A 23,320-nucleotide genomic window follows, 5' to 3' on the forward strand; every position below is an offset into this window, starting at 1 on the left:
CTCGTGAGAGGTCGCCCTATGGTGCCTGATGATAATGCGGGTCGTGATTGCGATACCAAAGAGCGTGATGTCACTTTTCGTACGTTACGAGTTCGACATCCGAGGAGGATTCGAGGGCGGAGAGGACGCGACTGAAATCTTTCTCGTTGGCAGAAAGCACTGACTCGCTATGGACGAGGTCTGTTGCGGCGATGATGACATCAAGTGGCCCGACTTCGTTCCCTTCTGCGACGAGGCGGCCGTGTGTCTGGCCTGCGGTCTTCATCACTTGGGTGTCGGCATCGAGAACAGGCCGGTCGTCAAGTACGGCCTCGATTTTCTCGCGCCGCTCATCGGGTTGGTCAACACGAGCGATGCTGTGGTGCAGTTCGAAGAGCGTCACACTCGAAATGAACTGCGGTTCAGCGGTGGCTTCGAGGTCATCGAGCGCTGCCACGGCCCCCTCTTGACCGGCCATCACGTCGATGATGAAGTCAGTGTCGAGTAACACGACTCAATTCGATGTGAACCGGGCAGCGGTCTCATCGAGATCATCCTGGGTTTGCTTATCGAGGTCCTCGAGATATCCCCGCATCTCCTCGGCCTCATCATCGGAGAGGATACCAACGAGTTCTCGTAGTGACCGTCCGCCCGCGAGGCGGTCGATCGTCTCAACGAGCGATTCGCCCTCGCGCTGATGCGCCTCGACGCGCTCGTAGACATCGTCGGGGAGTCGAACCGTCTTGCTCATGCTGACCCATTGGTGTCCCGGACCAAAAACACCCGGTCGCGTGGTGCCTCCGACCGTTCTATACCACTAATTCGCCTGTTCAACGTACGCGTCTGGGTGTCTCCGGCCATGTCGTATGACACCTCGATTAGCTTCTCCTCGGAAATCCCGAGCCAGTACTGATGTTCCCCCTGTCCTGGTAGTCCACCCTGCAACTCGACCGCGCTCAGGGGCCGTTCTGCCGTGTCGTTTGACTGCTGTGCTCCCTGCGTACTGGCGTGCAATTCGGGCACGCCCTGTCGTGCCTGATGATAAACGAGGGGTTAGAATCGACGCGAGACACGTGGGGACGATTCAGTACGTCTCGGTACGACGGTTTATTCCCCGCAGTCAAGAGATGCACTCTCTCTGGTGAATGCCCGGAAGCGAAGCGTACGTCAGTGAACCCGATTTGATCCGCCCGGTGGTCTCCAGGCCACGTGAGCCATCATTCCTGACAGAGTGCTACGGCCAGGGGAGTGAGCCTGTCTTACGATCTGTCCTCAACATCGGTGGCTGTAGTCGGAGGAGACGGAACTCTTTTCAATAAGATAGACAAGTTGAATGTAACCTCCTCCCACATGGACTGTCCTGACTCAATGTACTCGTCCCCCTCCGAGACAAGAAATGGCGTCTGAGCACTCATCCCCGAATGTTCTGTTGGTAGTCCTGGACTCCGTCCGGGCGTCGAGTACGTCGCTCCATGACCCCGAATTGACGACGACACCGACGCTTGCGTCCCTCGCGGAGTCAGCGACGGTGTTCGAGCAGGCGCGAGCGCCAGCGAGTTGGAGTCTGCCAAGCCATACGAGTATGTTCACGGGCGTTCCTGCCCACGAACACGGCGTCAACGCGGTGAAAGACAGCCTCGAGCCGGGAAACACCGTGTTCGAGGAACTGTCAGAGGCGGGCTATCAGACGGGCGTGTTCTCCAACCTTCCCTGGCTAGTGAAGACGGACAATGGGCTCAAGAGCGCCTTCGACCACGTTGGTGGGAAGGACAACGTGTTGTTCCCCAGTGCGATGGACCCGAACACGTTCGTCTTGGAGCACGGGACCGGCCAGTTCAGCGACTATCTAGAAGCCTGTTTGCGTAGTGGTCGGCCGGTTCGCTCATTGCTCAACGGCGTCGCGCTCAAGGCCAACTCGGATTTCGGGATCCTCCCCGGTCTCTCGAACGACCACCCGACGGACCAACCGGTTATTGACCGGTTCGATGCCTGGCAGTCGTCGGTCGACGACGCTCCGTGGGCGGCGTGTATCAACCTCCTCGACGCCCACACTCCATTTGCGCCGGTTGAGCGGACGGAGGCGACAGACGAGGACGTTGAACTGGCCACTGATATTGGAGACTACGTGTGGGATTTCTACTCCGAGCGTCTTCCGTGGTCCCAGCTCGAGCAGATGGAGCGACTATACCGCGATAGTATCCGGCAGGTCGACGCATTGGTCGACAATCTGGCTCACCTGCTCAAGCGGCGTGGTGAACTGGAGAACACCTTGCTCATCATCACAGGTGACCACGGGGAAGCGTTCGGTGAGGAAAGTGAAGTCGTCCCTGACTGCCCTGTCGCCAGCCATGGCCGATTCACCCATGAGGAACTCCTCCATGTCCCACTGCTGGTCAAGGCACCGGGACAGCGCGTCGGCCGTCGTGAGTCGAGTCTCACGAGTCTGGATGCCATTCCAGACGCTGTTCACGCAGCGCGAGAGGGCACGTCTGTCGACGAGGCCCTCACTTCGGGTAGGATAGAGACTGCCTTCGTCAGGTGGTCAGACCGCCAGTTCGCGGATGTTGACGACCTCGATACAGAGCTCCTCGGTGAACTTGAGACGCCCGCCCACGTCGTCTACATTGATGAGGTGCCCGCAAGCGTGGTTGTGGAGGCAGAAGGGAGAACGCCGATTGGCGAGTGTTGACACCCGAACCAAAAGCGTTTGAGGCGCCGTGACGAATGGACGAGTAGCTATTCGGAGTTCGCATCGATAACTGACTCCAAGACAACGTAACTGACATCTTCGATTACAATGTCCAGAATTCAACCGCACGGTTCACCTACACCTCTCAATGGATCCCCGAGCCCACTAGGCCCAATCCAGAGTGAGTTCAGGCGGCTTAACCAGTTCTTGGGTCTTCTGTTCGAAAACCCAGAGGAAGAGCTCCAGGACCTCACGACTGATATTCTGGCGCTGGATGAAAACGAGCGCTTCACCTCGTCTCTCGAGCTGGTGCACGAACGACTGCTCGGAGAGGACGGGGACATCGAAACCATACAAGCGATTGCTCCGAATGTGAACCCTGAGCGGATTCAGCGGTTAATGGATGTTGTCCTCGGAGAGATCAATCAGGGCCTGTACGGTCTCATCGACAGTCACCGTAACGCAGAGATTCCGACAGCGTTGCTCGCTGCGTTCGTCGCGCTCGCTGCAGGGATAGACGAACTCGACAGCGATGCACTGAGTGACGATAATGAAGAGCAAGTCCTCTCTTCGATGGTGGCGCTCTTTTGCCGGCTTCAGCGTCTCGTCGATGCCGACGAGACGAGCGATGAGTCTGTACGAATTCTCATCCACGATGTCGGAGCAACCCTGTATTACGTCGATAAGGCACTGGACGATGAGTCTGACTTTCCATCCCCTTCTGAGACGGATTTTGAAACACTCCGTGCATCTGTCCTCGAATTCGGAGCTGCGGTTGCCTACGCTAACATGCCGATTTCGATTGGCAGGGGTGCGGAACTAGCTGACTGCTCTCGTTTTGAATTTGAATCGGTTCTTGAGGATCTCGATATTGAGGTTCGTCGAGGACCGTCTTCCGTCGAAGAATTGCACAACGATGGTACTGGAATCCTGAATGAGTAGGCCAGCAGGGTTCATCCTCGATACAAACGTCCTCTCATCGTTCTACGCCGTTGACTGGCTGTCCAACCTATCGTTCTGGCATCCCGAACGCATGCTCTGGTCACCAGAACGTGTCTGGACAGAGTTCACAGCGTACCACAACGCGGAGCAACCGTCCTGGCTTGAGATACACGATGTCGCTCTCGAAGACGTAGAGGTGGAGGATCCAATGCGGCTGGCCACGGCTGACTGGGCATGTATCATTCTTGCAGAGACGATGGACGATGGCTGTGTCGTGACGAACGACCGGGCGATGCATGATGCAGCAGAGCAACGAGATGTCTCCTATCAGTGGGGGACGCAGTTTCTTCTCAGCACCTTTCATGGTTGTGGCATCTCTGAACTTGAGCTATCGGCTGGTCTTTCTGAATACACCACTGACCTTGGGTTGACCGACCGCGTCGTTGCAGAGGTCAAATCAGCCGAGAAATAAGTGGAAATCAACGCTCCGAGAGGGGGAGTCGTTCAAAGGACATTACTTGGAATGAGGCGCTACGCCCCCGTCCTCAATGAGCGAACGGAGCGGCCGAATAGGATGGAATCAAGCGGCTGGTAGTCGCTGATCGACTCGAATCCGCTCGAACTAGGGCTGATTTTCATAATCGGTTTCCGTCTATCGATTATGGGTCTCGAAACCGGCCATTGTATTCGCCTCTCGTCCCGCTACTGTCTACCCCGGTTGTCCTGAACCGGGCAGCGAGCGTCGCTCGCGGCCGTCTGGCTGAAACTGGTGAGGAGTGGAGCTGGTTCCAGGTCGGGTGATTCGGTGTTCATACTCAGATTCGCGGGCGTAGCGTCGTTTCTGGCCCGTATGGCGCGTTCTGCGTTCTCAACGGCCCGGTCATAATCGGGCGATTCCTCCGCAAGAGACCTGCAGCAAGCTGTGTATGAGCGGTTCAGTGTGTGGTGACCAGAGACGGAAACCTGGTGTTTGGAGGTCCCTTGGGCGCTCAGACGGCCACTGCGTGAGTTCGAGGAGAGCATCGCTGGTGCTGTCTCGGGCAGCTGTGTTTCATACTCGGTTGCCGTCTGGCGATTCTGGGTGTCTGGAACTGCGCTCATTCGACTGTCTGGTTGGTTATGAATCGTTGCATTGCGCTCAACAGGTGATAGCGGCGCGCTCCGTGCTGTCTGACTCGTCGCAGGAACACTCGTATTCACGCCATCCGGGGGCACCTCCTGGTTCATAGTTGGCTCACACGGGGGCTCTTGCGGGGGAAAACACCGATTATGATGATTCGACCAACGGTGGAGCGACCACGAGAACGATGCTTGAGAGCACTGGAGCCGCGACACCGAGTATGAACCCTGGCGGCCATCCCCTGCGGTACAGATTGGCGGGTGCCCGCTCGTTGGGCACCCATTGATTCCCGCGTCTTTAGGCGCGGGAGGAGGTCAATACTTTGACACTCCACCGCCTGAGATTAGATAGGTATCAACAACGCACGAATAGTAAAATCGTAATTAGTAAAATCCACGTTTAGATAACCGACGCGATTATGCTGAGTGACCTCGAACGACGTGCATGGCCACGCCGCATTTTGTGAACCGGGAAGAGGAACTCACGCTGCTCGAATCGCGGTTTGGGAGTGAGAGCGCGGAGTGTCTCGTCGTCTACGGACGCCGACGACTCGGCAAGAGTGCACTCGTTCGGGAAGCGATTCGAGACCGCGATGATGCGGTCTACTGGCAAGCGACTGAGGAAACCGCCGATGCACAGCTCACGAACTTCGTCGAGACGGCTGGCGAGGTGTATCCACAAGTCACGGACATCCAGCGCGATTGGGAAGCACTCCTTCGAACGCTCGGCAGAGAAGACGCGGTCGTCATCCTCGACGAATTTCCATACCTCATCGCATCGGATGAGGCACTCCCATCGAAGATTCAGCGCGTCTGGGACCTTGACCTCGAAGAGACAGCGATGACACTGGTTCTCGTCGGGTCGTCGATTAGCGTCATGGAAGAGAAGGTTCTGAGCGGTGGCAGCCCACTGTACGGCCGCCGGACTGAGACAATCGACCTTCCACCACTCACGCTCGATGAGTCCCTCCCGTTCTATCCAGAGACGGAACCGGAAGCGGTCATCGAGACGTGGAGCGTGTTCGGCGGGACGCCGTACTATCTGCGTGCGTTGACCCCATCGGAATCACTGGCAGAGAACGTTCAGCGACACATCCTTTCTGAACATGGCGTTCTCCACAACGAACCAGAGTTCTTGTTGCGAACAGAATTTGGGATTCGTGAGCCCCAGACGTACTACACGATTCTGCGGGCGATTGCGCGAGGAAAACGAGCGGCGAACGAGATTGCGGATTTCGCCGGGGTTGAGTCGAACGTGTTAGGAACGTATCTCGCGAAGCTCCGACGACTTCGACTCGTTAAGCGAGACATCCCTATCACGGCGGACCCAAACGCGACACGGAAGAGTCGGTATCGACTGACTGAACCGCTGTTTCGGTTCTGGTTTCGCTACGTCTATGCCCAGGAAGCGACACTCACCCAACTCGGTGATGCAGCGTACGAGCAGGTCGTTGCCCCGACGTTTTCGGAGTACATGGGGCCGATGTTCGAAGTCGTCTGTCAGAACGCACTCCCCTCGCTCGTGTCGAAAACCTATCGAGGAATCGGCTATTGGTGGCACAAGCACCACGAACTCGATGTCGTCGGCCTGGCGAGGGATGGGACCCTCGTCGTCGGAGAGTGTAAGTACACAACTCGGGAGATGACCGAAGGGGACCTTGCAGACGTAGAACGAAGCGCAGCACAGGTCAGATGGACGCCACCAGCCGGTGGGGACCCAGAGTACCACTACTGCTGCTTCAGCCGGTCAGGGTTTTCTAACGGCCTCGAACAGGTTGCTGCCGAGCGTGAGAACCTCTCATTGTTCACACCCGCCGATATCGTCGGGAATCCACCAGTAGAGGAAAGAAAGTAGTGAACGATGTCTGTTCGGCCGTCGATAGTCGAGGGCCCTACGACGACGTTGAGAAGGTCCGGGCCGTAAACTACCCCACCCTACTTCGCTCGTTCGAAACCGACCTCGCTCGTTGAGGGTGTCGTCAGAACGCGTCGCGTTCTGACTGCTAACCAGAACTCGGATATTTCTGGTGATGGGGCTTTCGCGTGGACTCCCGTTCTATGCCGTCGAGTGCTCGCTGGCAGGGGGAACGTACTCCCCACTCACGTTCAGCGTCCCGCGATTCAAGCGCACGTCTACAGGTGCGCCTCCGTCGTCTGCATTTTGCCGACGGCGGAGATACTTCCAACCGATGTTTTTCGCCGCGTTGTAGTCCGCGTGGTTCTCGTAGCCACATTTCTGACAGGCGAACGCCTCACCAGAGCGATTATCGTCGTGGGTACACCCGCACGTCGAACAGCGTTTCGAGGTGTTCCGTGGGTCCACCTGCACGACTTCGAGGCCGTACTCGGCGGCTTTGTACTCGACGTACTCATAGAGGCGACGGAACGCCCAGACGTGTTGCCACGTCGCCTCGGGAATGTTCTCGCGGATGTGCGTCAAATCCTCGAAGACGATGTGCGAGCAGTTGGTGTCGAGGGCTTCCTCGATTAGTTCGTTCGATACCGTGTGCAACTGTATCTCGAATCGACCTGTCTCTTTCCGACCGACCGATTCGATATTCTCGTGGGCGTGTCGAGAGCCACATTGCTGAAGCGACCCACGACGCTTCTCGTACTCTCGACGCCAGTGGTTAAACTCGTCTGCTGACCAGAATCGCCCTGTCGAAGCAACGGCGAGGTTGTTGACACCCAAATCAACACCAAGGACTGTTCTTCCTCCCCGCCCTACTCGTTCCCGTCGGTCGCTCCTTGAGGACGGGGCCTCCACCTCGGTTTTCTGGTGAAGCCACGGATTGTCCACCGTCCACGCCTCCGGTCGAGATACGGGGGGCTCCCGCTGTGTTGTCTGTGACGCTGGCGAAGGTGTAGGACGAAGCGTACCGAAAGAGGGTCTCGAATGGGCGGTCGGGCCATCACAGTCGTGTGCGAGTACTGCACATTCTAATAACGGCAACCCGGAGTGATCCACAGGCACTCATGATGGCCAGCATAGATGAGTTCCACACATGGCTTCAGTCCCCGGTAGAACACCTCGCAAACGGATTTGTGGATATGGGATGGCGTTCAGGGACACTCTGAGGGGTACTGTGGGGTGGAGCGACTCGGCGGTGGTGACCCGGCTGAAACGCTGTCTTCATGGCCCAGAAGGGTTCTTAGTATGGAATCGGGATGGTGGCGATCGCCCCTTGATTCACTGTTGTCGCTCTCCTCGACACGAACCGTGCGCTCAATATTCCACACTTGGGTGCCGTGTGGCGATTTTGCAGTTGGGAAGCTGGTCGAGTGAGTTGAGACGGACCCACTATGTAGCTGGCGAAATGCGAGTGTAGAATGCTTGAAACGGCGCTCTCCTTGGCGTTTGCCGGTCGCGACAGTACTCGAGCGTCGCCACTGAACGCCGACTATAGAGCCCGCTGTGAGTTCCACACATGGTCGCAGTAGGGCGATTTTTCAATTGTGGTGCCCTGGTGCGTTAGGCGATCGTCGCCGAATTCGAATCGCTCTACAGCCTGAATTCGAGGGGTTCACTCGACTGCCAACCGTGGCGCCTCTCTTGCCTCCGCTGGGGCAGTAATCGAGGGCGATGAATAGTCCACAATCCACTCTCTAGAGTCTTCTACCGGAGACTACGGCCATGTGTGGTACCTGCGGTCGGACTTCGGTCTGCTGCGTTGCTGGTCGGTTGTCACTCCCATGGATGCGTCCGTCAAAGACGTGCGCACTTCGTACAAGGCTGACCCTCCCCTGAACAAGACTTCACAGGGATCCATCGATGTGATGAGGGAGACGAGTCGGGCCATGTGACGGGCTTCTCGACCAACTCTGGCCAAAACGAAGATAGCAATGAAGATAGGCGGTAAGCCTACCTCAAGGAGCGAGCACAGCGAGTGGGTAGGGTAGTTCACACCGGTGGGTACGACGCTTCGTCGAGGACGATTCCGTCTTCGTTGGCGACCAACACGGTGTCGGGATTGCTGTTGTTCAACACTGGACCACCGAAGTCAGCGTAGAGCGTCGACTCGGTGTCCTCACCGGGCCCGTTCCGGACCGTGACCGTCTCGCCGGGGCCGAGGGTGAACTCACCGAAGGTGTAGTTCTGACTTCCCGCTTCGAAGCTGAGGATGAACCCCGAGAAGTCGATCGTGGTGTCACCCGTATTTTTCACCGTCGCATACTCGTTGTTGAGGTCGCCGTCCTGGTTTGGTCTGATGTCTGCGATTTCGACGGCGGTCTGCTGGGGTTGGGCGGGCCGTTCGGAGGCCAACGTCGCACCTGGCTCGCCGGCATCAGTCGTGAACGACGCGACCGTGCTCACGGTGGCTTCAGGCTTCTCGACCGTCGAAACGACACGATAGTCGGTCTGCCACTGCTCAGGGGTGATCGTACAGCGGACGTACCCTCGGTCGTCGTTGAAGAATCGCTGCCAGGGCTCACCGAGTGACGGCCCGTACTGTGTGATACCGGACCCATCGCCGAACGAGGATGCCGAGGTGCCGACGTACTCGGTGCCGACCGTCTCCGAGTCAGGATTCGAAAAGTCGGCTTTGAGATTGTACGCGTAGTTCCGATGGACGTCGCCGGTGATTACGACCGGATTCAACTCAGGATCGTCGGCCATGACACCGAGTAGTCGCTCGCGGTCGGCTCGGTAGCCGTCCCATTTGTCGCCGCCACCGAAGTCCTGGACGTCTGGATTCGGGTTCTCATCGGTCGCCGCGAACGGAACTTGATTCGCCAGCACGTTCCACTGGGAGGTGGAGTCGGTCAGCCCATCGACCAACCAGTTTTCTTGTTCATCGCCGAGGATGGTCCGTCCAGGGTCGTCGGCTTCCTCGGCAGAGTAGACCTGGTCGTCGCGGTACTGCCGCGTGTCGAGGACGTTGAACTCGACTAAGTCTCCGAACGTGAACCGTCGATACAGCGGCAGGTTTGGGCCCTCGGGCATCCGCGAGGGGCGCAACGGTTGGTGTTCGAAATACGCTTGATAGGCGTTTGCCCGGCGTTCGAGGAACTCCTCTGTCAGGGCGTTGTCTTCAGACGTCGCATCAGCGTAGTTGTTTTCGACCTCGTGATCGTCCCACGTCACGAGCCACGGGAAGGCGGCGTGGGCGTCCTGGAGGTTTGGATCCGTCTTATACTGTGCCTGCCGGATTCGGTAATCGCTGAGATTCTGAATTTCGCGTGGCGGCTCGTGCCCGCGGCCGAACACGCCCTGGCCGCCGCCTTCGTAGATGTAGTCCCCCAACTGGATGGCCAGATCAAGGTCTTCATCAGCGAGGTGGTCGTGAGCGGTGTAATACCCGAAGGGGTAGTTCTGACACGAGGTGAACGCGAAGGTGAACTCGCTGACATCCATCCCCGGCTCAGGAGCGGTTTTCGTTCGTCCGACCGGGCTCCGGTCGGAGCCGACTTTGAACTGATAGTAGTACTCTGTGTCGGCATCCAGTCCTTTCACGTCGATGTGGACCGAATGGCCGTATTCAGGACGGGCTTTTGCGGTGCCTTTTCCAACGACCTGGCTCATCGCCTCGTCGGTCGCTATCTCCCACTGTACCGGCACCTGGTGGCCGGGCATTCCACCGGCTTCGGTGAGTGGTTCTGGTGCGAGGCGCGTCCAGAGGACAACGGAATCCGGTAGCGGATCACCAGAGGCAACGCCGAGCGTGAACGGGTTCTCGTGTTGGGGTGCCTGTCCGCCGTGTTCCTCTGCAGCAGCGACCTCAGTCCCTGATGCACCGAGACCGGCGACTGTAGCGGTGGTGACTGCCTTTCGAAGGAATTCGCGTCGGGTGTCGTCGAGTGGGTGGGCTGAGTGGTCGTCCACACCTCATTTCGGGCCGGTAACATGGATGAATTTATATATTTTTAGTATTTACTAATCGAATTAGAAATTGGTTATATAGTCGGCTGTGGAGAGGAACCCTCTCCAAGGGATTGCGAGCAGTACCGCATGGGACGGGGCTGCTGTTCACACTACTCGAGGGCGATCCTCGGGAGGGGATTCTCCGTCGCTGTGGCTGCAGTGGGGTCTAGTGACGGAGCCAGTTTACGGAGACACAAGGAGGAAGCTCGACCCTTCAGAGGCGGGTAGTTGACAGCATAAACACCGTTTACGCCCCGGCAGCCCCGGCGTCCACGCCGGGAAGGATGTCACTTGTGACCGCGACTCGCCCTGTGGAGGTCACGAACCTCGGTCATGCCATCGACGTACGCCTCTAAATCCACTGAGTTCGTAGTGAACGTCTTCTCACGGAGTGACTGGTATTCTTCCTCCCAGTTGTCCTGGAAGCTCTGTTCGATGGCCGCCTCATGGATGCGTTCGATGAGCTCGTCATCGCTGACGTCTGGTGACTCCAATTCGTCTATACTGACGACGTCATCTGCGATGGCTTTCACGACGACACCTGCGGTGTAGTCGCCTTCGCGGAGTTCGCGTTCCCACGTCGTGACCCAGTTTCCGATGCGTGCGAGGCGCTGGGCGTCCCAGACGACCTCCCGGAGCTCACCGATGTCGGTCGCGGCGAACGCTGGTGAGTGCATGATGTCGATTGCAGCGTAGCTGAACATGGTCATATTGTGCGGGCCGTACGTGTCTGTGCCACGTGGAGTAGCGGCCTCCGGGGTGTCGTTGATGAGCCACCCGTAGTCCATGGCGTTGATCGCCTGCCGAAGGTCGAAGTGGAACAGGGTGACGAACTCGTTGTACCGCGGGGCCTCAAGGAGACAGTCCTCGAAGGTATGCCAGACGCTTTCGGTAAAGGAGAGGTAATCGGTGTTGACTCCCTCCCGCCCGTAGTCAAGCGGTGCGTCGGAAAAGGGGAGTCGTCGAGCTTCGTCGAACGTGGTTTGTCGTCGTAGACGTCGGCGAAGTCGTCGAGCAGAGTGATGTACATCGTGAGGAGGACTTTCTGCTCGAGAACCCGTTCAGTGGAGGCGGCAGGGACGCTGGAGAGACGGATTGGTGGGAAGACGGCATGCAGCCACTTCCAGATGTATTCATCACGGTGGCCGATAGTGGCGTTGTATTCCTCGGTGAGTTCGGCCACGCTCGGAGAGAGGATGATGCAGCCAATATCGGCCTAGCTGGTGGATGTATCGGCTTCTGACTGTGAACTACCAGCTTTGGGACGTTATTATTGGGGCCAACGAACGTCAAACAGCCCACTCGAAGATGATGAGCGACTGAGCGCTACTGATACTCACGGTGGGTCGAGTTGAGTTGTGAAAGAATGTTGTGATGTAACTACTATCTCTGAGTATATATTGGGTTTGAGACTGTGACAGTGCCATTAGTTAGGGTTATGTGTCTTGTTAGGCCAATGTGTGGCGTATGGTACTGGATGACGTGGACGAGCTCAATGCAACCGTCCAAGACGATGTGTTTCTCATCGAGATTGGTGACCTGAACGAAGCGGTTCACAAGGGGTTCGGTGAGGCGTTCCGGGCGGCCTACGAGGCCGACACTCGCGTTGTTGTCGTAACGGGTCAGGGAGAATCGTTCATGGGGCCGACGGAGTACGACCCCAACTATCTCGAGATGATGAAAGACCTCGACTACTGGCGTGACAACACCATGCGCGAGGCCGAGGAGATTCTTGAGAGCATGCTCAACGTCGAACAACCCATCATCGCCAAGGTCAACGGCCAAGGTGCACACAGCCTCGGTGCTTCCATCGCCCTTACCTGTGACCTTATTATTGCTGGTGACGGGGCCTCGTTCAGTGACCCACATGTCTCCGGGTTCGGCGTGCCTGCTGGCGACGGTGGGTGTGTGATGTGGCCCCGACGCATCGGTCTCACTCGCGCCAAAGAGTACCTCCTGACGGGCAAAGCCATCCCCGCAGAGGAAGCTGTCGAGATCGGCCTCATCAACCGGGTTGTCCCAGAAGAAGAACTCGATGACGAGGTCGATGAACTCGTGGATACTCTCGCCTCGTCCGCCCAGAACGCTGTTCGATACACCAAGAAAACCCTGAATCAGTACGTCCAGCACGACATGAACCTGACGTGGGGGTACGGCGTCGCTCACGAAGTCGTCTCTGGAACCGCTGACTTCCACGAAGGTATCGATGCTGTCATAGAAGGACGCGAACCGGACTTCCCCAGCGGACGCTAACGAACCAACCCCTCGTGGGTAATTACTCCCTCACGTTTCGCCTACAACGCCCCCTCACTCACTAAAACCAACCATGACTACGGTCTGCCTCGAAGCTGCGCTCAACGGTCCGTGGGGAACCGACCAGCAACCGAACAGCCCGATTCGTATCGACGACTGTATTGAGCAGGGTATCGCGTGTGCGGAAGCTGGCGCTGCTATCATCCACCTCCACTCCTACGATACCAGTGGCACTGAACACCACGATGCGTCCATCTACACGGACATCATCGACGGCATTCAGCAACACGTCGACGCGATAGTGTACCCGAGTATTCCCCTCCTCGGAAAACCGGGTGTCGACGGCATCACACCCACCGAACGGTTCGCGCACCAAGATGAACTCGGTGAGATGGGATTGCTTGAGTGGGCAGTTGTCGACACTGGTAGCGTCAACTTCAGCACGTACGATGATGTCGAACAGGACCAACTCGGGTTCGTCTATCAGAATCCAGAAGCCCACATTCGCGAGGGCCTCACCGTTTCGGCCCGGCACGGCGCGAGACCCTCTTATGCAATCTACGAGCCAGGGTTCGTTCGGTTGGGAGCAGCCCTCCATCATCGCTATCCGACGCTCACCCAGCCGCTCTACCGCTTCATGTTCTCTGAGAAGTTCACCTTCGGGTATCCCCCACAACCGTACGCATTGGAGAGCTATCTGACGCTACTCGAGGACGTTGCCCCCGAGGCTCCCTGGATGATATCCGGACTCGGGGTGGACATCACTCCCCTGATTCCAACAGCGGTTGAACGGGGTGGCCACGTTCGGGTCGGGCTTGAGGATGCGCCGCTTGGCTCACCAAAACCAAATGTAGAGGTAGTGAAGGAAGCCCGTGAGAAGGTCGAAGCCAGCGGCGGGACTCTCGCAACACCGAGCGAGGTTCGAACCAATCTCTCTTGACGTCTTATCACGGCTTCAGCAGCGGGATTCCCGACCATACCGCGGTTTGGGATGTTTGGGGTTTGTAGCCACCCGGCATGGGCAACCACTGGCTGCGCAACTCACGTCACTGCAGGAGTCGCTTCAAGATCAGCAGCTCCTCATCTTCAGAGATACTCGCCGACTTCAGACAGGCGTGGACGACCTTATAGATGAGTGCTGAATCGTCGAAGACGACAGTCGTGCGCGCTGCTTCGCGTTCGGTGAGGGTTGCGACGTCTTTTTCGAGTATGGCGACTCGGGCCAGTACCTCGTCTAATGACGGGGTCGGATCGGGCTCACTGGATACTATAATTGTGGAAAAGACTATCACCATTCAATGAATGATACATCACAATGAGCGTGAAAGGATGTCTGACAGCAACTGACGATTCGAGTGGGAGGCGATGGGCTGCGTAGTCTGTGGGTCGCCTGCGGGGTACAACCGTGCCGTCGTCGACACGGTCTTCGATGACGAGATTGGGGGACTCTGTCTGCAGTGTGAACAGCGGGTGTTCGATCCGAGTCTTGTCCCCGACCGAGAAGCCTCGCCTGGGGCGTGTTGGGTCTGCCGGCGTGATGGGTTCTACGCGTTCCCACAGTGGAAACCGTACAGCCAACAGGATGGTAGCGAAGTCTTGTGCAACGTGGATTTCAAGATCGATCAGGAGACCCTTCGACTCTGTGATGAACACTTCCTGTGGATCAAGCAGCATGGTCTGCGCGGGAACACAACGCTGCGCCCTCGGGAAGACTAGTGAACTACCCCACCCTACTCACTCGCATGTGCTCGCTGTTTGAGGGTGTCGCCAGAACGCAGAGCGTTCTGGCTGCTAACCAGCAGTCACGGACTTGGTGATAGGGCTTGTCGGTGACTCGGTAGGCGTCGGCGTTGGCCACTCTTGATGAGAAAAATGCCTGTCAAGACAAAGGAGTCCCGACGTCAGGACTAGAGACTGACTCAGCTAACGAGATTCGACCTGCTGAGTAAACCAATCATAGTACGACTCCAGTGCCTGCTGTCCAGTGTCCGATATCGCGTAGTAGTTAGTGCGCCTGTCGATATTCCCTTTCTCGACGAGTCCCTCGCTGACGATGACGTCGAGATTTGGATAGAGCCGTCCATGAGTGATCTTCTGTTTTCGCTGCTCCTCGAGGTGGTTTCGTACCGTCTGGCCGGATGGCTGGTCCAATCCCTTGATGACGGTCAGGAGGTCCCGCTGAAACCCCGTGAGCCGATGCACTGTTTGAGCAGACCCGTCTGCTGGTTCGCCAGCCGTATCCTGTGAATCAACCATACTGACTCCTTTTCGTGAATTAGTATTGTTATCCACCGCAAACAGCCCAGTAGGGCCCCCTTTCTAACAGCGGCGCTGCAGACTCGCTCTGCTGCCGACACGCACTGGAGTGCACACCACTTCCAGTAGGGCCTGCAGATGGCAGGAGACCGGTGAGAATGAGTTGGAGTGGCATCGATGCGTGGCTCCCGATGAGTGGGTGATGCCGCCGATGAGGGAATAGCTCAGAAATCTCCGAGCAAGACGGCAATCGGTGTCAGGTGGTTGTGGCCATCACTTATGGCTCACCTCCTGAACGACGAGGTTTGTGCCTCGTTGCTACGCGCTAATCCGATGGTTGGACATCGAGGTCAGCACGCGCGACAGCGTCGACGGACGCCAGTGCGAAGGGCTTCAGTCCACCGGGTTCGGGCTGTTGGGAGACGAGATAGACCGTATATTTCGTACCGGGCCGGTAATCACCGGTGACCGTTGCGACGGCCTCGCCATACTCCTTGATGGTAATCGTCTTCTCTGGATCGACCTCAAGATAGTCAGTCGAGTCGCCGAACGTCGCCTCTTCGACGAGTGTCTCACCACCACTCATCGAGCCGTCGAGATTCGTCTCGCCCCCGGCAGTAATCTTCACGGGGCCTGCGTCCGGGAGTGCGTGGACGAACCGGACCTTCGTCTCGTCAGGCGCTGGCAGTTGATTTCGGCCGTAGCTGGGGCCCTTCTCTCCTTCATTATCGACGAGTGGCAGTGCCTGGACGGGGGGTTCGTCATACCCCTCTGATTTCGCCTCGCCGACAGCAAGCAATGTGTAGTTGCGTCCGGCTTTGAACTTCTGACGTTTGATCTCGATGATCGGGTTGTCTTTCTCGCCGGCAGGGGTGATTTTGATACCGAGTGTAATCGCCGGAATATCGGCGTACTCGGCGGGGATGTTCGGGCGAATCGACCCGTACTTCAGGTCCGTGTTGATGGGCACCTCGCCGAGACTCTTATACTGCGGTAAGTAGGCGTAGACGTCGACCGGTTGTGCATCGGGGATGAGATGTCCAAATCGAACCCGGGCGGTCTTGATGCCGTTCCCTTTTGTGAGCCCGTTGACCATCCCTTCTCCTGGACCCTTTCCGTTACCGTCTCCCTGGCTTTGGGCAGCGACGACCCCTGCACTGCCAACACCAGTGATTGCCCCGGCCGCGCCGAGCAATTTCAGAATATCGCGTCGAGTTGAATCTCCCATAATTCAGGAGTAACATCCCACTCACGGGTCTTAGTTTCTAGCAAACATTATCTCGAAATTTAGTTCGCTGCTGTGACTTAGTGCTCGCTGGAACTGTGACGTGAGGTCTGTGTTCTCTCGGTTGGTATGGTGTTCCTTTCGATTATACTGTTTGTTAATATGCCAGGTTGGGGGTAACATTTGAAGGGGTCTCCTTCGCACAAATCGTCGGTGGTCTGTACACTGTCTAGACAGTTCTAGGGGCAGTTCAGCAGGGGTATTTGAATGCTGGCCTGCTGATTTAGGCATTCTGAGCGGTGAATTCGGTGGGTGGACTGGTTGTATCGTGGATGGCGATACTGCAATTCGTCTCCTCCGATGTCCCCGGGGGTCGAATCGGATAGGGTCTTGTACTGGACCGCGAAGTCAGCGCTGTAATGGGGGCTTACTCGCCTCCGATTCCGATGGTACCACGGCCGACGACTCCGACCGACGTCCCTGTTCGATTGCGCGAGCGAGACCAGTGGGTCTGCTGGCGTGAGCAAGAGCGCGACGGTCGATCGACGAAGGTTCCACTCAACCCACAGACAGGGAGGTTCGCCTCGACGACTGATTCGTCTACCTGGCGTTCGTTCGACGATGCCTTCACAACAGCCAGTACTGAAGATCTCGGTCTTGGCTTCGTCTTCACCGACGACGACCCGTTCGTCGGCGTCGACCTGGACCACTGTCGGGTTCCAGCAACCGAATCGATCCAGTCGTGGGCGCGGACCATCGTCGACCGCCTGGACTCCTATACAGAGGTCAGCCCATCGGGGACTGGCGTGCACGTCATCGTGGAAGGAACGCTCCCAGGGAGCCGGAATCGCCGAGACGACGTGGAACTGTACGAGACGGGCCGCTTTTTCACCGTGACCGGGGCTCACCTGAACGGAACACCGGAGACAGTTCACCAGCGACAAGGTGCACTCGATGTTGTCCATCGCGAGCACGTCGCCTTGGACGACGAAGAGTCGGACTCGTCTGAGGACTCGCAGGAACCGTGGCCACCACGAGAGCCGCGGGATGGAATGTGACACCATCGCCGCCACGAGCGAGGTGGGTTCGTCGGCTGGTTTCGGGACGAGTCGATAGAACTCACCACTCGCACTCGACAGTGCCCCGCTCAGCGCGTCGAGTGCGTCTGTGGCTTGCGGCCCGCAGGCGACGGCGCGTGTCGCCACGTCGAACGTGTGGCGCGTCTCGGCTGCCCGAATCCGGTCGATACGTTCGAGGTGTGTGGGCTCCGTCTCTCGCTCCGTGATCTGCTCGCCGGTAACGCCGAACAGGAAGTCACCGAAGCGCTGTCCGCGCGTGTCGCGGTTCTCTTCGAGGTCCCAGCACCGAGCGTCCGCCACGGCCGTCCAGTCCGATTTCGCCGTGACGAGTGTCTGGTAGACGACCGTGGCATCGATGTTCGCGAGCGCGTCGACTGCGGATGTGAGAGCGGTCTGGGCGTCTGAGTGGTCGTCTTCGTTCACTAGCGGACGGAGTCCCGTCTGCCAGTCACTGGAGCGAGCCCCATGGCCCTCGTACTCGACACCAACGAGTGAGTCCTGGTTGAGGGGAACCGGTTCGACGCCATCGGTTCGTGTGAGCGCGTACTGCGAGAGGGCTTCCCGGAGAATTGGTTCGACTCGGTCAAGCGTGTCCTCCTCTGCAGCAACGTGATACAAGCACTCGCCCTCGTGGACCATGAGTCGCCAGTCAATACTGGAGTCTTCGAGGACGCCGTGACATCGACTGAAACACCGGGCGATGGCTGGATGTGAGAGGGAGTCTGTCGTCGGCTCGATTTCGATCGCTGGGTGTACTGACCACGAATCGAACGTCTCTGCCGGTTGTGAGTCCTCTGACGGCACGTACTGCGACCGCCAGCAGTGCAGTGTGTTAACTCCATCTGGTGTGACTTGATTCGCGTGGTTTCGATGTCCAGAACGAGTGATACCACCGATTCGGTGTCGGAACTTTCGACGGATTTGAACGGCCGATACTCGTGGGGTGACTACTCAAGCTCTCTGAACCACAAGTAGATGGCCCGATACACTTGTGGCACACGTCGCTCGCCCCGCCCATTCGAGCACCCCCGAGCGTGGGTCTATCGCCCCTCTGATTGTTTACTGCCGGAGAAGAAATATCACGTCCGCACGGTCTACGAGAGACACAGAGCGTGAATCTAACAGGAGTACCGGTACAGTATCCTTCCGGGATTCTTCACATCAGACGGCCACGCCAGTGTTTCCTACCTCGATCACTTGACCCCCTTAGACCAATGGGTCAACATCGGTGATGTGTGCGCCTCGTGAGACCGTCTGGGCCGTCGTATCGAATGAAACGATGTCCTCGTCGGCAAGTTTCGGAAGGTCACGATGCATCAGTGCAACCTCCATCTGCTCGTAGTCCGTTTCACCAGTCATTGACGACCTATCGACCATTCGAGTCACGACTTTGCTCGCGAGGAGTTCGAGTTCGTATTCGCTATCGTCTTCTGAGAGAATATCGACGATCACTCGTCGTCGCTCAGTCGCCACGGCCTCGAAAGCCGCGTTTTTGGAGATCTCGTCCGGTTCGTACTCACGCATACTGTCACTAACTAACGTATCACAACACGCTAATTGTTTCGGTTAGTGTTCTCTCCGAAATATATTACTCACTGGAATCCAGAGAAATCACGTGAGCGAAAAGTATGGATGACGCTGCTCCAGGTCAGACCGGGTCGGCTGAGCACTACACATACGATATTGGGCCAGAAGATCCGATGAGTGCAGCGATTGTCTATGCAGCTGCTGATGCCCTCGATTGTGATCCATTAGCGATGCCCGAGTTGCTGTATGATGCCGTCAATGTGGATGCTCTTGACGCAATGTATCCTCGTGGCGGTCACAAGCACTCCGATAATCCGTCAGTCTCGTTTCGTTACTGTGATCTCTCGGTTACCGTTGATGGTGACACAGTCGTATTGGATGCGACGACCACTGTCGACCAATCTGATGGCTAATCGCTGCTGTGTCTCGAACTGCGTCGATTGCCGGTACTGATAGACTGAGAGCGTGGGTCTATCGAACCGAACGGTCCCAGTAATTGAGGATATCGCGAATCTCCTGCCAGACGGTGTTCACACAGAAACAGTCGCCTCTACTGGAGCCCTATTGATGGATACGTCCCGAGTGAAATAGGGGTTGCATTCATCCGTTCGTCGAGGTCTACGGTTTGGCTTCGAACACGTGATTCAGCGGCGTCTCGGCGGCCCGACGGAATCGGGTGAACCCCCCGTCGGTAACGACCTCTCTGATAGCTGCTTCACCAGCCTGAGCACCCAGTACGCGCTCACCTTCTTGATCGAGTGCACACGGCGTACAGGCTAGCGTCGAGATCGAGTAGGCAGCTCTTCCCATTGGGTTGAGGTTGTCTTCTACTGCATCGCTGGCGGCGAACTCGACGAGCATCCACGTGCCGTCGTCGGTGAGCGTGTCGCGGATGTGTGCCGCTGCACCCACAGGATCACCCATGTCGTGAAAGGCGTCGAACGTGGTGACGAAGTCGTATCTAGCGCCGTCGTAAGACTTGGCGGTCGCCACCTCGAAGCGTACGCGGTCACTGACGCCGGCGTTCGTGGCTCGCTCGCGTGCCGCCTCGATAGACGCCTCGTGGTAGTCGACGCCGACGACCGTCGATTCGGGGTACGCCTCGGCCAGCAGAATGGTGGATGCGCCGTGGCCACAGCCCACGTCGGCGACGCGCCCACCTGCTCGAAGCGTCGAGTCCACTCCGTCGAGCGCGGGAATCCAGTTGTCGGCGAGGTTCGCGGCGTACTGTGGTCGCCAGGAGCGCTCGGTCGCGTCGAACAGGTCTACGTCGTGTTCGTGCCAGCCCACCCCCTCGCCCGTGCGGAACGCCTCGGCGAGTTGGGGTTCGATCTTGGCCGCCGAGAGTGCTACCTGGAAGTTGCCCGCCATGAACGCCGGGCTGTTCTCGTCGACCAGCACGGCGGTCTGTTCCGGGGTGAGGCTGTAACGGTCGGTCTCAGGGTCGTAACTGACGTACCCGCCGGCGGCCTGCGAGCGTAGCCACTCGCGGACGTACCGCTCTGCCGTGTCGGTCTCCTCGGCCAGTCCGGTTGAGGTGAGCGGGCCCGCGTCAGCGAGCGTCTCGTATAGGCCCAGCCTGTCACCGATGACGACAAGTGGTGCATGCGCCGTCGCTCCGACGTCGTTGAGGGCAGTCTGTACGTGTTGGTTCAGTCGTTCTTCGTCGAGTGTCATGGTCGGTCGTAGTCGGTGTTGTGGGTTGGTGAGGTCCCATACCCGGTGAGCGACTTCGTCTACAGCGACCGTATAGGCATTTGGTGGAACCGTTTCACACCGTGCAACACGTGCAGTTTCCAGCGTTATTCCTCGCACAGGGCAGAATCGGGTCGCTTCGAACCACCCATTCCAGCAACTGGTTTCGGGACTGTAGTTCTCCAGTGCACGGAGCACCTCGCCATCGATCCAACGTCTCGAGATCGCTGTACTACTTCTCCGCCTCAACGGATTCACGGCCGTTTTTGAACTTCGACGTGGTGAGTCGGACCGACGCGTTTCGATACTCGTCGAACATCTCCGTGAGCCGAGCGACGAAGGCTGGATGGTCCGATTCGATCACTCCGACGTTGACGTCTCGATCGTCGGCGACGATGAGGTACGCCGTTCCGTCATGAGTGCCACCCGGCGGAACGTCGCCGTCGTAGACGTACACCGTGGAGTGATCGGCGACGACGATGTCCTCGAACTTGTCGGCGTATGGAGACGCCATCACGGACTCGATTACGTCCGACGTGGTCACCAGTTCAGACGTCTGCGAGCCACCCACGACACCCTCGTGTCTGGCTTTGACGCACGACTCGGGGAGTCTGTCTGCAAGCGTGTTCGTCCAGTTGGATTCACGCTCGATAGCCAGGACGCGGGCCACTGGTGCCATCGGGTTGTCGGGGGTCGCCGCCGTGATTCTAGCTCCAGTCAGGATATCGAGGTCGACCTCGGCGTCTAGTTTCTCCAGTGGGAACCACGGAAGCAAGTCTCGTAGCTCACTGGCGGTCGACATCCGTTCGTACAGGTTGACGAACGTACTCGCGACGTACTCTCCGAGCGGCGTCAGCGCGTACCGGGTCCCGTCCCTCGTTATCCACGCGCGGCTCTCGAAATCACCGAGGAGGCGGCTGATAGTGGCTTTAGAGGCTCCGGTCGCGCTCCGTAGTTCCGCCCTTGTTTGCGGGCCTGCGACGAGGATTTCGAGCGCGGTGAATCGATTCTGTGAGTCCGCCAGAAAGCGGATGTCATCGAGGGGAGTGAACATACGAACCACGACGACAGATCGTTACATAGCTGTATTCACAGTAACCGAAACGTGAATAGGATACTCTGTACATCGGCTGGTGGAATAGTCGATTGGAAAGCGCCGTAGTATTAGACCCGCAGCACACGTCGCTCACTCGACCTGTTCGATACACTCAGAGCGTAGGTGTATCAAAGAGAGGCTCAAGCCCTCACGGTTCTGCCAGTTTCGTCGTGGCTGCATACAGGGGGGCGAGTTGGTTACAGCGAGAGAGGCCAAATAGTCCGCTGGCAGTGATTCGGAGTACGCTTCTGGTCTCCTCACGGGCGACTCTTGGTACTCTCCAACCGCTCTATAAGATGTTCCACGACGTATCTCGCGTCTTCACCGACGCCGTAGAGGAGGCCCGATCCACGTGTGTAGAGCCAGTGGAGGCCGACAAAGTACAGTCCCGGCGTATCGGTAACGCCTCGTCGGTGCATCGGATACCCGAACTCGTCACGGTCCACGGATTCGATCCACGAGAAGTCTGCTTGGTAGCCGGTCGCCCAGACTATGCTCCGAACGTTCGCCGCGGCGAGGTCGAGTTCTGGAACCGATTCGACGGCAATTTCGTCGGGAGCCGGTAGTGTGAACTCTGGCTCAGGGGCGTCCATGTCGGCCGTCTCCAGGAACTGCTCGATGCCCTCGACGAGTTCGACGTAGAACCGGTAGGCGTTACGGAGGTTCTCTTCTACGTCGTCCGCAAGATGGATTCGGCCGTCCTCGACGCCGACCACTCGTCCGAGCAGGGTCATCCCATCGTCTGCGAGTTCGAGGAGGTCGATCTCTCGACCTCCATCTTTTCCCGAGACGTACGCCGACGGGGCGAACCGGGCAGCAGGTGATTCGAGGTCGTCGACCGTAGTCTGGAAGCCACCCATCATCTCCAGCCAGTGCCCGACGTCCCGCCCACGATAGCGACGTGGAAGCTTGGGTGCAGAACTCACCGAGAGGTAGACGTCACGAACGCAGTCGTGGAGTTCCGAGGCGATCTGCGCGCCGGATTGACTGGACCCAACCACAAGAACGGGACCCTCGGGAAGCGCGTCGGGGTTGGTGTACTCGCTGGAGTGTAGTTGGTGGACTGCCGTAGGGACCTCGTCCGTGATGTCGGGGATTCGGGGTTCTTGAAACGATCCTGTCGCCACCACGACGTTCGCCGCCTCGTAGGTCCCGTCCGTCGTTTCGATGATGAATCCGGCGCTGTCGGATCGAACCGCTGTCACCTCGACGCCGACTCGTACCGGGAGGTCGAACCGCTCGACGTACTCCTCGAGGTACGCGATTACCTCCTCGCGTGAGAGGAAGCCCTCCGGGTCGTCACCATCGTACGGAAACCCAGGGAGTCGATTCCACGAATTCGGGGTGACGAGCGTGAACGAGTCCCAGCGTTCGGTCCGCCACCGCTCACCGACACGATTTCGTTCGAGGACGACGTGGTTACATTTTGCCTCTGTCAGATGGAAACTCGTTGCCAGCCCCGCCTGTCCCCCTCCGATGACAACGACATCGTAGTGAGTGTCCATTACATGGTCCAACACGCCAGATTAGGCGATGAGCGTTGCGCAGGTCCGTACGGTTGTGAGATCGCAACCTCGACTGTTCGAGTCGAGTGGTT

Annotated in this window: 20 protein-coding genes and 1 pseudogene; 8 read left to right on the forward strand and 13 right to left on the reverse strand. The window is 58.0% G+C overall.

Going from position 1 to position 23,320, the window contains the following annotated elements; all coding sequences use genetic code 11:
* Positions 1-70 precede the first annotated feature (70 nt).
* Both MX571_RS07375 and MX571_RS07380 read right to left on the reverse strand, forming a co-directional pair.
* Complete coding sequence (locus MX571_RS07375; protein WP_247415057.1) at positions 71-490, reverse strand: PIN domain-containing protein; 420 nt, start codon at positions 488-490, stop codon at positions 71-73.
* Positions 491-493: 3 nt separating this feature from the next.
* Positions 494-730, reverse strand: a complete 237-nt coding sequence (locus MX571_RS07380; RefSeq protein ID WP_247415059.1) for an antitoxin VapB family protein — start codon at positions 728-730, stop codon at positions 494-496.
* Between the two features lie 645 nt (positions 731-1,375).
* Here MX571_RS07380 and MX571_RS07385 point away from each other — a divergent pair.
* The 4 genes from MX571_RS07385 (at position 1,376) to MX571_RS07400 (ending at position 6,584) form a co-directional block, all read left to right on the forward strand.
* A complete protein-coding gene (locus MX571_RS07385) occupies positions 1,376-2,668 on the forward strand; it encodes a sulfatase-like hydrolase/transferase (RefSeq protein WP_247415060.1) in 1,293 nt (430 codons plus the stop codon).
* A gap of 207 nt (positions 2,669-2,875) precedes the next feature.
* Complete coding sequence (locus tag MX571_RS07390; RefSeq protein WP_247415062.1) at positions 2,876-3,610, forward strand: hypothetical protein; 735 nt, start codon at positions 2,876-2,878, stop codon at positions 3,608-3,610.
* Positions 3,603-4,082 (forward strand): PIN domain-containing protein, encoded by a 480-nt coding sequence (locus tag MX571_RS07395; RefSeq protein ID WP_247415064.1) that lies wholly within the window; start codon positions 3,603-3,605, stop codon positions 4,080-4,082. The genes MX571_RS07390 and MX571_RS07395 overlap by 8 nt, the downstream gene beginning before the upstream one ends.
* Positions 4,083-5,174: 1,092 nt before the next feature.
* Positions 5,175-6,584 carry an ATP-binding protein gene (locus MX571_RS07400; protein WP_247415066.1) on the forward strand — a complete coding sequence of 470 codons (1,410 nt, stop codon included), beginning with the start codon at positions 5,175-5,177 and terminating at the stop codon, positions 6,582-6,584.
* Positions 6,585-6,785: 201 nt separating this feature from the next.
* Here MX571_RS07400 and MX571_RS07405 read toward each other — a convergent pair.
* The 3 genes and pseudogenes from MX571_RS07405 to MX571_RS07415 form a co-directional block, all read right to left on the reverse strand.
* A pseudogene (locus MX571_RS07405) lies at positions 6,786-7,445 on the reverse strand (RNA-guided endonuclease InsQ/TnpB family protein); the annotation flags it as partial.
* A 1,185-nt stretch (positions 7,446-8,630) separates the two neighbouring features.
* Positions 8,631-10,553 (reverse strand): alkaline phosphatase D family protein, encoded by a 1,923-nt coding sequence (locus tag MX571_RS07410; RefSeq protein WP_247415067.1) that lies wholly within the window; start codon positions 10,551-10,553, stop codon positions 8,631-8,633.
* A 326-nt stretch (positions 10,554-10,879) separates the two neighbouring features.
* Positions 10,880-11,380, reverse strand: coding sequence for a hypothetical protein (locus MX571_RS07415; RefSeq protein ID WP_247415069.1), 501 nt, complete (start codon positions 11,378-11,380; stop codon positions 10,880-10,882).
* A 152-nt stretch (positions 11,381-11,532) separates the two neighbouring features.
* Between MX571_RS07415 and MX571_RS07420 the strand changes: the two genes are divergently transcribed.
* From MX571_RS07420 to MX571_RS07430, 3 genes are all read left to right on the forward strand, one after another.
* Positions 11,533-11,835: a hypothetical protein gene (locus tag MX571_RS07420; protein WP_247415071.1), complete on the forward strand. Its 303-nt coding sequence runs from the start codon at positions 11,533-11,535 to the stop codon at positions 11,833-11,835.
* Between the two features lie 224 nt (positions 11,836-12,059).
* Positions 12,060-12,845, forward strand: coding sequence for an enoyl-CoA hydratase/isomerase family protein (locus tag MX571_RS07425; protein WP_247415074.1), 786 nt, complete (start codon positions 12,060-12,062; stop codon positions 12,843-12,845).
* 73 nt (positions 12,846-12,918) lie between these two features.
* Positions 12,919-13,785, forward strand: coding sequence for a beta-keto acid cleavage family enzyme (locus MX571_RS07430; RefSeq protein ID WP_247415076.1), 867 nt, complete (start codon positions 12,919-12,921; stop codon positions 13,783-13,785).
* Positions 13,786-13,891: 106 nt separating this feature from the next.
* On the opposite strand, the gene MX571_RS07435 is transcribed toward MX571_RS07430, so the two are convergent.
* From MX571_RS07435 to MX571_RS07455, 5 genes are all read right to left on the reverse strand, one after another.
* Positions 13,892-14,140, reverse strand: a complete 249-nt coding sequence (locus MX571_RS07435; protein WP_247415077.1) for a hypothetical protein — start codon at positions 14,138-14,140, stop codon at positions 13,892-13,894.
* Positions 14,141-14,768: 628 nt separating this feature from the next.
* A complete protein-coding gene (locus tag MX571_RS07440) occupies positions 14,769-15,047 on the reverse strand; it encodes a helix-turn-helix transcriptional regulator (RefSeq protein WP_247418456.1) in 279 nt (92 codons plus the stop codon).
* 379 nt (positions 15,048-15,426) lie between these two features.
* Entirely contained in the window at positions 15,427-16,197 is a 771-nt protein-coding gene (locus MX571_RS07445; protein WP_247415078.1) for a DUF4397 domain-containing protein, read from the reverse strand.
* Between the two features lie 368 nt (positions 16,198-16,565).
* Entirely contained in the window at positions 16,566-18,209 is a 1,644-nt protein-coding gene (locus MX571_RS07450; RefSeq protein ID WP_247415080.1) for a hypothetical protein, read from the reverse strand.
* 402 nt (positions 18,210-18,611) lie between these two features.
* A complete protein-coding gene (locus tag MX571_RS07455; RefSeq protein WP_247415081.1) occupies positions 18,612-18,929 on the reverse strand; it encodes a DUF7344 domain-containing protein in 318 nt (105 codons plus the stop codon).
* Positions 18,930-19,033: 104 nt separating this feature from the next.
* On the opposite strand from MX571_RS07455, the gene MX571_RS07460 reads away from it, so the two are divergent.
* The gene (locus MX571_RS07460; protein WP_247415082.1) at positions 19,034-19,345 is read left to right on the forward strand and encodes a HalOD1 output domain-containing protein; all 312 of its coding nucleotides are present in this window, start codon (positions 19,034-19,036) and stop codon (positions 19,343-19,345) included.
* Positions 19,346-19,550: 205 nt separating this feature from the next.
* Here MX571_RS07460 and MX571_RS22380 read toward each other — a convergent pair whose 3' ends face one another.
* The 3 genes from MX571_RS22380 to MX571_RS07475 form a co-directional block, all read right to left on the reverse strand.
* The gene (locus tag MX571_RS22380; protein WP_247415083.1) at positions 19,551-20,825 is read right to left on the reverse strand and encodes a class I SAM-dependent methyltransferase; all 1,275 of its coding nucleotides are present in this window, start codon (positions 20,823-20,825) and stop codon (positions 19,551-19,553) included.
* Positions 20,826-20,859: 34 nt separating this feature from the next.
* Positions 20,860-21,681 (reverse strand): helix-turn-helix transcriptional regulator, encoded by an 822-nt coding sequence (locus MX571_RS07470; protein WP_247415084.1) that lies wholly within the window; start codon positions 21,679-21,681, stop codon positions 20,860-20,862.
* A gap of 299 nt (positions 21,682-21,980) precedes the next feature.
* The gene (locus tag MX571_RS07475) at positions 21,981-23,228 is read right to left on the reverse strand and encodes a flavin-containing monooxygenase (protein WP_247415086.1); all 1,248 of its coding nucleotides are present in this window, start codon (positions 23,226-23,228) and stop codon (positions 21,981-21,983) included.
* Positions 23,229-23,320 lie beyond the last annotated feature (92 nt).

The sequence above is a fragment of the Halomarina salina genome (genome assembly GCF_023074835.1).
GTDB lineage: Archaea > Halobacteriota > Halobacteria > Halobacteriales > Haloarculaceae > Halomarina > Halomarina salina.

Bases quoted from the DNA above. Each gene is read 5' to 3' on its own strand.
- MX571_RS07380 (WP_247415059.1), bottom strand. From the start codon at position 730: ATGAGCAAGACGGTTCGACTCCCCGACGATGTCTACGAGCGCGTCGAG.
- MX571_RS07385 (WP_247415060.1), top strand. From the start codon at position 1,376: ATGGCGTCTGAGCACTCATCCCCGAATGTTCTGTTGGTAGTCCTGGAC.
- MX571_RS07395 (WP_247415064.1), top strand. From the start codon at position 3,603: ATGAGTAGGCCAGCAGGGTTCATCCTCGATACAAACGTCCTCTCATCG.
- MX571_RS07400 (WP_247415066.1), top strand. From the start codon at position 5,175: ATGGCCACGCCGCATTTTGTGAACCGGGAAGAGGAACTCACGCTGCTC.
- MX571_RS07415 (WP_247415069.1), bottom strand. From the start codon at position 11,380: ATGGACTACGGGTGGCTCATCAACGACACCCCGGAGGCCGCTACTCCA.
- MX571_RS07425 (WP_247415074.1), top strand. From the start codon at position 12,060: ATGGTACTGGATGACGTGGACGAGCTCAATGCAACCGTCCAAGACGAT.
- MX571_RS07430 (WP_247415076.1), top strand. From the start codon at position 12,919: ATGACTACGGTCTGCCTCGAAGCTGCGCTCAACGGTCCGTGGGGAACC.
- MX571_RS07435 (WP_247415077.1), bottom strand. From the start codon at position 14,140: ATGGTGATAGTCTTTTCCACAATTATAGTATCCAGTGAGCCCGATCCG.
- MX571_RS07445 (WP_247415078.1), bottom strand. From the start codon at position 16,197: ATGGTCAACGGGCTCACAAAAGGGAACGGCATCAAGACCGCCCGGGTT.
- MX571_RS07455 (WP_247415081.1), bottom strand. From the start codon at position 18,929: ATGCGTGAGTACGAACCGGACGAGATCTCCAAAAACGCGGCTTTCGAG.
- MX571_RS07460 (WP_247415082.1), top strand. From the start codon at position 19,034: ATGGATGACGCTGCTCCAGGTCAGACCGGGTCGGCTGAGCACTACACA.
- MX571_RS07470 (WP_247415084.1), bottom strand. From the start codon at position 21,681: ATGTTCACTCCCCTCGATGACATCCGCTTTCTGGCGGACTCACAGAAT.
- MX571_RS07475 (WP_247415086.1), bottom strand. From the start codon at position 23,228: ATGGACACTCACTACGATGTCGTTGTCATCGGAGGGGGACAGGCGGGG.